Source organism: Bacteroides cellulosilyticus, assembly GCF_020091405.1.
Taxonomy (GTDB): Bacteria; Bacteroidota; Bacteroidia; order Bacteroidales; family Bacteroidaceae; genus Bacteroides.
In genome coordinates, this window is the sequence record NZ_CP081903.1 from 6,085,359 (window position 1) to 6,097,639 (window position 12,281).

Annotated in this window: 6 protein-coding genes; 4 read left to right on the forward strand and 2 right to left on the reverse strand. The window is 40.2% G+C overall.

All coding sequences use genetic code 11. The features are described 5' to 3' along the window. Positions 1-199 precede the first annotated feature (199 nt). Positions 200-607: a LacI family DNA-binding transcriptional regulator gene (locus K6V21_RS23465; RefSeq protein WP_224320055.1), complete on the forward strand. Its 408-nt coding sequence runs from the start codon at positions 200-202 to the stop codon at positions 605-607. Between the two features lie 621 nt (positions 608-1,228). Here K6V21_RS23465 and K6V21_RS23470 read toward each other — a convergent pair. Then, the gene (locus K6V21_RS23470) at positions 1,229-2,401 is read right to left on the reverse strand and encodes a glycoside hydrolase family 88 protein (protein ID WP_224320056.1); all 1,173 of its coding nucleotides are present in this window, start codon (positions 2,399-2,401) and stop codon (positions 1,229-1,231) included. A gap of 32 nt (positions 2,402-2,433) precedes the next feature. Further along, positions 2,434-4,275, reverse strand: coding sequence for a heparinase II/III family protein (locus K6V21_RS23475; protein ID WP_309493859.1), 1,842 nt, complete (start codon positions 4,273-4,275; stop codon positions 2,434-2,436). 407 nt (positions 4,276-4,682) lie between these two features. Between K6V21_RS23475 and K6V21_RS23480 the strand changes: the two genes are divergently transcribed. The 3 genes from K6V21_RS23480 to K6V21_RS23490 all read left to right on the forward strand — a co-directional run bounded on the left by K6V21_RS23480 (position 4,683) and on the right by K6V21_RS23490 (position 12,276). Continuing rightward, positions 4,683-7,910 (forward strand): SusC/RagA family TonB-linked outer membrane protein, encoded by a 3,228-nt coding sequence (locus K6V21_RS23480; protein WP_224320058.1) that lies wholly within the window; start codon positions 4,683-4,685, stop codon positions 7,908-7,910. Between the two features lie 12 nt (positions 7,911-7,922). Beyond that, positions 7,923-9,833 (forward strand): RagB/SusD family nutrient uptake outer membrane protein, encoded by a 1,911-nt coding sequence (locus tag K6V21_RS23485; protein WP_224320059.1) that lies wholly within the window; start codon positions 7,923-7,925, stop codon positions 9,831-9,833. Positions 9,834-9,921: 88 nt separating this feature from the next. After that, positions 9,922-12,276, forward strand: a complete 2,355-nt coding sequence (locus K6V21_RS23490) for a T9SS C-terminal target domain-containing protein (RefSeq protein ID WP_224320060.1) — start codon at positions 9,922-9,924, stop codon at positions 12,274-12,276. Positions 12,277-12,281: the final 5 nt, after the last annotated feature.

The following is a 12,281-nucleotide window of genomic DNA, read 5'->3' on the forward strand; positions in this document are numbered from 1 at the left end:
GGCACTTCCATTTGACCAACAAACAAAGAATAATATCAATAGTATATATCGGCTAAACATGCTGCAAATATACCTTTTATTCCTTAATGACACAAATCCGGGAGTTTCTGAGACATGTCGTAAAGTCCTAAAATTCATTGCATTCTAACTTTGCAGCAACAATAAAGAAAATAATATTAACCCTAATAAAGTAAATACCATGAAATCTCAAGTAACACTTAAAACAATCGCTAAAGCACTAAATCTTTCTACTTCCACTGTATCCAGAGCTTTGGCAGACCAGTGGGATGTAAATTCGCAGACAAAAGAAATCGTAATGGAGTTGGCCACCAAATTAAACTACAAGCCCAATATCATGGCAGTGAAACTTAAGCAATGCCATAAGAATAATACGGAAGTCAATAAACAACCTAAAATTACCATCAAAGAAATGGCACGCCAACTCAATCTGGCACCATCTACAATATCACGCGCATTAGCCAATAAAAAGGATATTAGCCTGAGCACCAGAAAGGCTGTACAGGCTTTAGCTAAGAAGCTACATTATCGCCCAAATCCTATCGCTATCATCTTAAAACAACAACATACTAAACGTGCATCAGCATAATCTCATATTAATGCGAATCAGGAGTTAAATTTGATTCATAATCGGAAAGAAATGAAGCAAACTTTTGATGCGGTTGTTCTGATTAGGAATAACTAACTTCAAGCTGTGCATCAATTAACTTCCTACAGTGCAATAATTAATTTTCTTTCATGCAAGAAATAAGTAAGATGTTTATAGCCATCCTATAAGCTGTCTATAACCGACTTATTGGCTGTCTATAACCAACCGATAAGTTGCCTATAAACATCTTACTTATTTCTTGCAATAAAAAAACTTAATTGATGGAGCGAAAACAATTAATTCAGGCATCACTTGAAATTGGTTACGCTTAGACGTGCAAACTAATCATGCGAATCAGAAGTTGAAACAGATTCATAACGGTACAGAAATGAGTTTTCACCACAGAGTAACACAGAGTATCACGGAGTTATATTCTTTTGATTTCAAATTGATTAAACTCTGTGAGACTCAGTGTTACTCTGTGGTGAGAAGATTCATAACCCGTCCGAAACGTGCATATCCGGCGGAATATATTAGGAAAAGACAGGAGTTAAATGCATTTTTCTCTCGGAAAGTTGGCCTTGAACAAGCCAACTATTCGAGAGAAAAAACTTTTTAAGCTTATCCCACAGCCTTTTTATAACGCAACAATGCTTCTAAGAAATAATAATCGGCATAAGAAAGCGGTACATCTACTTCGCTCTTTTCCGGAAGATTACCGACACTATGCTTTAGAATAAAATTACAGTTAGTTCCCGGTTCAGCAAGATAATGAGGTGAAGCAAGAGTCCTAAGTTGTTTTTCAGCCATCGAGAGATAATTTTGCCTTGCTTTCTCATCCGTAGCAAAACCACTCAGTTCCACAAAAGCAGAGGCCATTATTGCACCAGCTGAAGCATCGCGATATTCATTACCGTTAGGAGCATCAAAGTCCCAATAAGGAATACCATCAACCGGAAGACGTGAAAGAAGCATATCGACAATACTTTCTGCATGCTCCAAATACTTTTCATCTCCGGTCATACGGAACATCATTGTATAGCCATAAAGCGCCCAGGCTTGCCCTCTCCCCCATGATGATTCATTGGAATAGCCCTGTACTGTTTGCCGGCTACGCACATGCCCATCTTCAGGGTCATAATCTACCAGATGATAAGAAGAATAATCTTTACGAAAATGATTTTTAAGAGTAGTATTTGCATGTGTACGAGCTATATATTCCAAAGTATCATTATCAAAGGTTTTCGATGCAAACATCAGTAATTCCAGATTCATCATATTATCAATGATAACAGGGTATTTCCAACCACGGCGCAAGAAATCCCAGCTCCGGGTTACTCCAGTTATGGAACTAAAGCGGGTCGCCAATGATTGTGCCCCTTGATAAAGAACTTTCTTATAATCTTCATTTCCCGTGAGGCGAAAACCATTACCATAACTACAATTTAACTGGAAACCTACATCATGATCATTGGTTACGTATTGAATAGGATCCAGTTTCAACGTATTCTTTTCGGCCAATGTCTTCACGGCTTCATTTTGAGTATATTCATAGATATACCAGAGTGAACCGGGATAAAACCCACTGCACCACCAATAAATTGTCGAAGATTTGAATGTACTGTCCGGAGCTATGGACTGCGGTAAAGTAGTAGCCTCCAAACGAGTATCCATTGCCAAATACTGTTGTTCGGCAACGGTAAATACACGCGCTGTCAATGCATCCATTGATTCCTGCTTCGAACACGAAACAAGAAAACCAATTAAACTTAATAAGAGCCATTTCTTTTTCATAAATCCTTTTTATAATTTGATTAATAAATAATTCATTTGATAATACTTAGTATCACTTTCAACAAATTCTTCCGGTTTGCGGGAAGATGAGTTTCAAAACCTACACGCATACTTCCCGGATTAGATTCATCAAAAACATGGAGAACTTCATTTGACCAAAGTTTCATTTCAACATCACCCGGTGCAGTCACGGTAAGCAACATTCGGTGTCCATCCTTAGCCAATTCTATTTGATTCTTACCGATGATCTTTGCTTCAGCCGGTGTTACCATAATCCAAGTTACCAAAGCCTCTTTTTCTCCCGTAACCAGTTCATCTTTCACAATCAGATCATCTTCTTCATTCAGATAAATGATGCGGACAACTTTTTCCATATCATCAGCAAAAACACTTGTAAGATCTACTTCTCCCCCTTTCCTATCTTCACTTTTATATATTCTGTTAATAGAAGCATAACTATTCACTAAATGGCGCTTATTGTTTATCGTAAGCGTATTGTGTGCCATATTACCAAGACGGAACACTCCCCACCGTTGTCCTTCTTGAGACTGATCCCATAAATTTATTCCTCTACTCTCCAGACTTAAGTAATTTTGCATTCCGAGATCTATCGCCCAGCGTATTCCCTTCCTTTCATAAATAAACGAACCGGCATCCATATGCGCATGAGAAGTTAGGGGAGAACCTCCTTTTACGGCCAAATAGCTATCCTCTTTACTTTTCCATCCGCCACGATAAATAAAAACCGGGGTCTTTCCACCATTATGCCAGAAATGGCAGGAAGGTGGTTGTATATTATTCAAATCCTGATGAGCACAAAAAATCAACAGACAAGGCAATAAACGATCTTCTGCAAAACTAACTGAAGGATTCTCTAAATATTGATTTTCTAACCATAGTAAAGATAAATCCCCCATTTTCTTAGCAAACCAAAACATCATCATATTACATCTCACTCCATTAACAGCATCCGAAAAATTAAAGTATTCGCCACTTGGAGCAGTCATAAATTCCATAAAGCGAGCTGATTCCAAAAAACCGGGATATTCGGATAATCCGGCATCCGTCCCCAATGCACTTTCAAGGGCAGCAATAAGTAACACCTGAAAACTGGTACCGTATCCCCAATAATGAAAACCCTCCGGATATCCTCCGTCCGGCCCATAAGCCGCTAAAGCTTTAGGATTAGTCAACAAGCACTTCTCTATGATTTTTTTTGCCTTATCCGGCACATCCTCAAAAACTGCAAGTGCACCATACAATAAACCACCATTACAAACAGAATTCCAATTAGAGGCTGCCCTGTAAAACCACTCATCAGGAGCAGCGGCATCCAGGCCTTTTTCTACAATTGCGTCACGTACTATAGAACGTGTTTCCGGTTCCAAATACTCATAAAGCCAATCATAACCTATGGATAATGCCAACACCATTTCTCCCACATCCAAAAAGTGAGATGGATTCCAATCTGGAAAACGGCTTACCGAAAGCATTTCTTGTGTCGCACGATAGGCATACTTTTCTTCCTTCGTCATGCGATAGGCATATGAAAGATAGAAAATACGTTTTAATGACAGACGGGAAACACCCAGCAACCGCTTCCCTTCCATAACTCGTACCGCCATTTGTTGGATAAGTATCTCATCAGATTCTTTCAATATACGCTCATGAATCTTCAATAACGATGGAAACGTTGCTATTGATTTCTTTACAGCCTCTTCTCCTCCTTGCGTTAATAATAAACGAGGATGAGGGTTCATTCTTTCATAATCCAAAGACTGAGCACACAGAACTAAAGAATAAAAAGCTAAAACAAACAATAAGATTATTCGTTGTAGGCGAGGTTTACAAAAAAGGAATAAATATATCATCATATTAATTACTTAAAAGTTCAACAACATGGCAAATATCACAATATTATAGAATAATATAGAATCATTATCTGCAAAATCGACGGGAACGTTTTCCTTAACTAAAGCTAACCATCTTTCTGTGCAAGGTATGCAAAAGTCTGTTTTTACATAGGAATAATCAACTATATAACAAGCTATTAACATTAAAAACCTACAAAATCGTTCCCGATGATTTTCATCATTCTTTGCATAAGTTATCATATTATTTCAGAGATTTGCATGTGTAATTCAATGTATAACATAAAGCAAATCTAGAATGAGTAGAATAAAAACAACATTATTATCCAGCAATTTTGAGGTTGAAAATCATAAAGTTGCAATCAGTAAAAGCCTAATAAATATCTAAATACTAATTATTATTCAGTTATATGAAAAACAATTCATCACATCCATGCATGTGGCAGCAAGGTCACAAACGATGCTATCGTCTGGCCCAATCAGTAGCTCTGACCGCTTTGTTGGGCATTGGTACAGTACAAGCTGGTCAGCCCTTCATTACGACATCTCTTTCAACGCAGATTCATAGTGTTGCTCCGGGACAACAAACGGACAATATATCAATAAAAGGGCATGTAGTAGATAACAAGGGAGAAATCCTCATTGGCGTTACTGTCATGGTAAAAGGTACCAATAACGGTGTCATCACAGATATGAATGGTAACTTTACCATTACCGCAAAAGACGGCCAAACACTGGTTCTTTCTTATATCGGATACAAAGATGTGGAAGTCAAAGTACAGCAAAGCAATCTGAACATTACAATGCAGGAAGATGCTCAAGCACTCGACGAAGTTGTAGTTATCGGATATGGTACAGCTAAAAAGAAGGATCTAACCGGTGCTATTTCAAACATTCGTCCGACCGACTTAAAAGCAGAAATGCCCCGTAATATGCACGACTTATTGCGTGCTAATGCTGCCGGTCTGAATATCTCAGTCAACAACGAAGCAAAAGGTGGCGGCGACTTCCTTATACGTGGTAAAGGTACTTTAAAGGCCGGTTCACAACCGTTACTTGTTGTAGACGGAGTTATTTATAATGGCGAACTTAGCGAATTGAACCCCAACGACATCATCTCAATCGATGTACTGAAAGATGCCAGTTCTGCTGCCGTATATGGTGCAAAAGCAGCAAACGGAGTCATTGCTATCACTACACAAAAAGGTATAGCAGGCAGCAAACCAGTGATTAACGTCAATACAAGTTGGGGATTGGTCACTCCTATTAAGAGCCGCAAACTCAGAAATGCCGAACAATTTCTTGATTTCCGTCAAGCATACGAAATCGGTAGGCAAACGGATGAATACCTTGAACAATATCCGGGAATGTATACCGATCCAAGGAAGCTTAATGGAATAGATAAAGTAGACTGGTACAATTATGACCAGAAGGATAAAGTCACGTCTGTATCAGAAGAAGAACTAATAACGAAATGGTTGTCACGTCTGGACCTATCTACTCCTGAAATCAATAATTATTTCAATGGTAAACTAACCAATTGGCAAGATTTGATGTTAAACAATGCAGTACAACAAAACTATAACGTCAGCATTAGCAAGAAAGGTGAAGATTACCAATACTACTGGTCTATTGGCTATATGGACAATGAAGGTATCAAAGATGGTGATGCGTTTAGCCGTTTCACTACCCGTCTGAATCTGGAATCCAATGTCAACAAGTATATCACAGTGGGGTTGAATATGAACTTTTCCAGCCGTGACGAAAGCGCTATTGCTGTCGATACTAAAGCTCTGACATGGTTTTCTCCGTATTGTAGTAATGATGTTAACAATCCAGAAAGTGCTAACCAGCACTATCCTAATGGTTCAAACACCATCGCCAACCCATTCTATGACCGCAAATATACAGATAAGAAACAAGTATACATGAATCTGGATGGAACTATCTACGGACGTCTGAATTTACCGTTCGGTTTCTCTTACCAGATGAATTTTACTCCGCGCTTGGCCTGGAACGAAAGTTTTGAGCACAAATCAGCCAAGAATGATGCCTGGGCAGGAGAAGGAGGCTCATCCTTCCGCCAGCATAATAAAGCTTTCAACTGGCAGGTAGACAATGTCTTCAACTGGAAATATGAATTCTTCGATAAACATAAAGTAGAAGCTACTTTCCTAATCAATGCCGAAAAGTCACAAAGCTGGATGACTAAGAGCACTAACAAAGGATACAATCCAAGTGACGCATTAGGTTATCATGGTATACACTTGGGCAACAATCCTACTGCATTGAGTACTGACCAATACACTACCGGCGATGCTTTGATGGGACGTTTGTTCTACTCTTTTAGTAATAAGTATATGTTGACCGCTTCGGTTCGTCGTGACGGTTACTCAGCTTTCGGTATGATGAACCCACGTGCTACATTCCCTGCCGTTGCCTTAGCATGGGTATTCACAGAAGAAAAATTCATGAAGAAAACCTCCTCATGGTTAAGCTATGGTAAATTACGTTTCTCTTGGGGTGAAAATGGTAATAGAGACATCGGTATTTACGCTGCCCTTGCAGAATTGACCTCTAACCCAACTTGTTGGATCGACGGAAATGGCAAATTCTATACCACTACTTATACATTGAACCAAAAAATGCCGAATAGCAAATTGAAATGGGAACGTGCTAAATCATATAATATAGGTTTGGACTTCGGACTCTTCGGAGATATCTTAAGCGGTTCTATCGAAGTCTACAAAAAGATGACCAATGATTTGCTCATGGACCGTGCCATCCCGCCCATCACCGGTTTCAGCAAAGTATTGAGTAATATGGGACAACTCCAGAATACGGGTTTTGAATTGACATTGAATGCCAACATCATGAAACGTAAAAACTTTGAATGGAGTGCTACTGGTAATTTCTCACTCAACCGTCGCAAGATCAAGCACTTGTACGGTAACATGAAGAATATTCTTGATGCTGACGGTAATATTATCGGTCAGGTAGAAGACGATGATATCACTAACAAATGGTTTATTGGTGAGGATCCAGACCGCATTTGGGATTATGTAGGAGATGGTGTATGGCAACAAGATGAAGCTGAAGAAGCTGCAAAATACGGTTGCCAGCCGGGTGACTTTAAATATCTGGACCTCAACGAAAATGGGAAATTGGACCAGGATGACAAGAAACACCAGAAATATACAACCCCTCGCTTCCGTTGGACATTCCGTAACAACTTCCAATTGTTCAATGATCTGGATATTTCATTCATGTTGTACTCTTTATGGGGTCACTACGGTTCATATGCTGATGCCGCCAACAATAACTTTGATGCTTCTATCAGTTGCGGTTACGATCAGCCTTACTGGACACCGGAAAATCCGATTAATAACTATGCACGTATCGGTTCAAAGAACTTAGGAACACATTATGTAAACAAGTCATTTATCCGTTTGGACAATATCACTGTTTCATATCGCCTGCCACAAAAATGGACAAAAGTTGTGGGTATCCAAGATTTACGCTTCAACGCATCCATTCACAATGTAGCAGTCTTTGCTCCTCATTACGACGGCTGGGATCCTGAATCAAACAGCCCAATGGGAAGAACATTCAATTTCGGTATTAACTTTACACTCTAATTTGAAAGAACAATGAAAAAGAACAGAATATTCAAAACTATCAGTGGTGCCGCTCTATGTACGGCACTATTAACCGGATGTAGCGAAAGTTGGCTGGAACCTAAACCCCTCTCTTTCCTCACTCCTGAAAATGCATACGTTGATGCTGAGGGTCTGCTCACCTCTCTGGCAGCTGCCGAGCGTTCCATGCGTCATGAATACTTTGGAAACGGAAGTGGATATACTTGTGAACTTATCTTCTCCGATCTCTGTATCAGCGGAACGACTGACAAAGCAGGCCCCTTGCAGGATATGGATCGCCAATTAATGCCGGATGCGAACTTTAATAATGCAGAAAACTCCTATTTGACATCACATAACTGGGATGAGAACTGGAATCAGATAAAATATACGAATGTAGTGCTTTCACGTATGAAGGATACTAAATTCGTCAATGAAGCAGAAAAAAATAAAGTATTGGGCACGGGTTACTTTCAGCGTTGTTACAGATACTGGCGACTGATCAACCAGTTCGGGGATGTCCCCTTCATTGATGTCGAAGTCGCATACCCGCGGTATGATTTTAATACATGTGACCGTTGGAGCATCTTGCGCCGCATGAAAAAAGAACTGGAATTTGCATACCAATGGGTACCCGAACAAATAGACCGTGGACACACCACCAAATCGGCCTGTGGCGTACTGTTAATGAAAATCTATATGTCATTGGGGGAATTCGATAATGCTATCAGAGTTGGAAATGAAATCGTAGCTAAACACCCACTGATGGTAAACCGTTTTACTTCCACTAAAGACAATCACCCCAACCTGATGTTTGATCTGCACAGCGTAGAAGCCAAAAGTGACCCGGCCAACACAGAAGGTATATTATATGGTGTATCCGAACCGAATAATGCCAGTGGTACAGGTTCCGCAAAAACAGAAATCATGGCTAACTGTGTTCCTATGTGGAATAATAACGTAGTAAAAACTCCGAGTGGCAAAACAGGTTTCGCTGTCACTCCCGACAGCAAAGACGTTACAGCCGGCATTGTGGAAGACGTAAACAAAACATATGGACGAGGCATTGCCCGTGTACGTCCCACCAACTACTTCCAATATACCATTTGGACAGAGAAGGAGAAAAACGACTTACGTGGCCGATACAACCGCGACAGTTGGAGACGCATGGAAGACCTGATCTATAATGACCCAGCCCTGAAGAAAGCTAATGATCCCTGGTATGGAAAGAAGGCAGTAAAACCAGTGAATATGTCTTGCGGTGATTCAATCCGATGCTGGTTTTCATGGCCGCACTACAAAGTATATATTCCGGATCCAACAGCAGGTAGCGGTCAATGGAAAGGTGGTTCAAGTCCTATCTATCTGATGCGTAGTGCCGAAGTTTATCTGATGCTTGCCGAATGTTATTATTGGAAAGATAATCTGGGTGAAGCAGCCAACATGCTGAATGTAGTCCGCAAACGCGCAGATGCCGATCCGCTGACTGCTCAGGATATCAATATCGGTGAAATTCTGAATGAACGCGCACGCGAACTTTATTACGAAGAACATCGTCACATTACATTGGTTCGTATAGCTTATACATACGCGCTGACAGGTAAACCTTGTGAGATATTTGACGGACGTACCTACAAAATGGAAAACTTATGTGGTCCGAAGGGTACCAGCAACTTGAAAGATACCGGATACAATTTTTGGTTCGACTGGATCAGCCAATATAACAATTTCTATAACAAAGGTGTAAAGAACAGATTTGCTGAATACACCATGAGTGTTCATCACATGTTATGGCCTATTCCTAACAAAGATATCAGAGCCAACACTAATGGACACATTAATCAAAATAACGGTTATTTAGGTTGTGAAAATAATGTAACTCCCTTGCAGGTACCCGAAGAAGGCCAGTTCATGAAAGATTAATCGTGGATATCCACTTTTATGAAAAATTGCCCCTGCCACATAATATTTGTAGCAGGGGTAAATTTTATAATTTACAAAGAATAAAGATATGTATAAGCTTTTATATAACATTTCATTTGCCGAATTGAAAAGAGAATGGTTACTATTGTTAATAATCAATTTCTGTATAGCACCCATAGAAATGCTGGCAAACTATAAGATTGAATCTTCCAATTATATTTTAAGAATAGCATCCAAAGATAAAGGAAGGTTGCTGTTGCAAAACAAACAATCGGAGACATTGGTACAACTCGGTGAGCTAAAGTTTGACCGGTGGCTTCAACAGGAACTTGAAAACAATTGCAAGTATGAAATAATAGAGGTGGATGGAACAAGTGCCATTCGTATCCATTATTTTTTTTCTCCATCAGTACCGGCTTCGATAAAACTTACAGGTACATTCATAGTACACCAAGACCGGGTGGACGTACAATATTTGCTTTCAGGAGTTCCTGAAAAGTATAAAGCTGACTGGAAAGGATGCCAGTTCCGTTTCTGCCTACCCGAAAACGCCGGTACTCAAAAACTTCCGGAAGCTAAATTGGGGATATGGCAGCGGGATGCTAAAGGAGGACTTCCGTTAGAAACGGCCGATGCCAAAATTTTTCCGTTTTTGGTAAAAAACCGCTTGCTTTGCCTTGCTTATGGAGCCGATAACAGAGTCGACTCAAATTGGAAAGGCGAAGACTACAGACATACGATTCTGTCCCGTCAGGAAGACGGCAGCTATTTCACTCAGTTTTCAATCCTATTTCCTCCTTATGAATGGCCTTACGAAGCTATCAGTGCAAAATGGCAGAAACGTCCGTTTGCCTTGACACTCACCACAGATAAAGTCTATAACTGGTGGGAGGACGCAACTATCCCAATCGGCGTACAAGCTAAAATCATCAATACGTCACCAGTTCCACAAAAATGTATACTTAAGTATTGGATTCGCGACTATGCCGGAAATTACATAGTGAATGACTCCAAGAAATACTTCTTAGAAATAGGAGAAGTACAAGTTCACCCTATTGAATTTACAGCAGACACAGAACGGGAAATTTATTCTGTAGAAGTCTCCGTTGAAGATGAAAACGGAAAAGAACAGATTTTCTCGAGAACAAGTTTGGCTATATTGCCCCCTCATGAGTTTAAAGCCACACCCGATGAAAACATTATGGGGCTTTCAGCCTATTGGGCCATTCCCGATTCCATGAATCTAAAACGTTTATTAAACCGGATGGGAGTCCGATGGGTACGTAACGGAATCACCAGCAGTTTCAAAAACATAGAAGCTACATTTCACAATAACATAAACTGGAAGAAGAAATGGAAAGATACAGAGCGGGAAGAATTGATACGTTCCTTTTTCCGAAAGATTGTGAAAAATGGAAACAAGATATGGGAATTTGGTAATGAACTGAACATGAGTTCACCGGACATTGCCGGTGCCGGTGAAGGCATTGGTAAGGCTAGTTTGGCCGAAGCATATATAGAGTGGTTGAAAGCCATACGCAAAGTTCAAAAAGAAAAAACTGAATGGCAGAACATTCAGATTATCTCATTCGGAATAGCAGGTGCAGATGAAATCTTCCTGGAAAAGATTGTAGAATTAGGAGGATGGGACTTGCTGGACGGAATCGCATTGCATCCGGGCAGAGGTAATTTTACACCTGATTTTCCGGTAATCGCTCCTTGGGAAGACTTCAAAAAGCCCACTTTCGGATATCAATACTGGAATTATTACGGTTCTATCCGAGTAGTCAAGAACTTCATACAAAAGCATGGAGGCGACAAAGATTTGTACCTCACCGAAATATACGCGCTTGATTATCCCAATCATTCATGGAACGACACCCCTCGCGAAGCAGCGGAGAATTTATTATTATCATATGCGCTTGCAGCGGCAGAAGGAGTAAAGAATGCGCTTTACTATCAGCTATTTAACTCCGTATGGTTCGACCATTTAGGAGTAAATGCCACCAACCGGGAGTATTTCTTTGGGATGATCAACAGAGATTTAAGCTTCAAGCCTTCTTTGATGGCCTTTTGCAACACAGCTGAAGTATTGGATAAAGCCGTATTCAAAGGCTGGATACGGATGGACGAAAAGCATCCGCTTAGCAGAGGAATTTTATTTGATACTCCCCGGGGAAGCATGGCTGTACTTTGGGACAGGACAGAAGGAAATATTCTGACTCATCCCAACGGAGATATTTTTCCGGAACCTTGGGTAAGCTCATGGAAAACAAAAAAGAAACTGACATTGCCAAGCAATGTTCCCGAGGTCACCTTACTGAATGCCATCGGACAAAAACAGATAGTGCCTACTACCGATAATCAAGTAACTATAGAATTGACTGGTGCTCCTTGCGTAATATACGGAATAGATGCATCACGAATTCAGCTTTATCATTAATCAAA

What these genes read in the sequence shown, in the direction of transcription:
- K6V21_RS23465 (WP_224320055.1), top strand. Translation starts at nt 200, where the DNA reads ATGAAATCTCAAGTAACACTTAAAACAATCGCTAAAGCACTAAATCTT.
- K6V21_RS23470 (WP_224320056.1), bottom strand. Translation starts at nt 2,401, where the DNA reads ATGAAAAAGAAATGGCTCTTATTAAGTTTAATTGGTTTTCTTGTTTCG.
- K6V21_RS23475 (WP_309493859.1), bottom strand. Translation starts at nt 4,275, where the DNA reads ATGATGATATATTTATTCCTTTTTTGTAAACCTCGCCTACAACGAATA.
- K6V21_RS23480 (WP_224320058.1), top strand. Translation starts at nt 4,683, where the DNA reads ATGAAAAACAATTCATCACATCCATGCATGTGGCAGCAAGGTCACAAA.
- K6V21_RS23485 (WP_224320059.1), top strand. Translation starts at nt 7,923, where the DNA reads ATGAAAAAGAACAGAATATTCAAAACTATCAGTGGTGCCGCTCTATGT.
- K6V21_RS23490 (WP_224320060.1), top strand. Translation starts at nt 9,922, where the DNA reads ATGTATAAGCTTTTATATAACATTTCATTTGCCGAATTGAAAAGAGAA.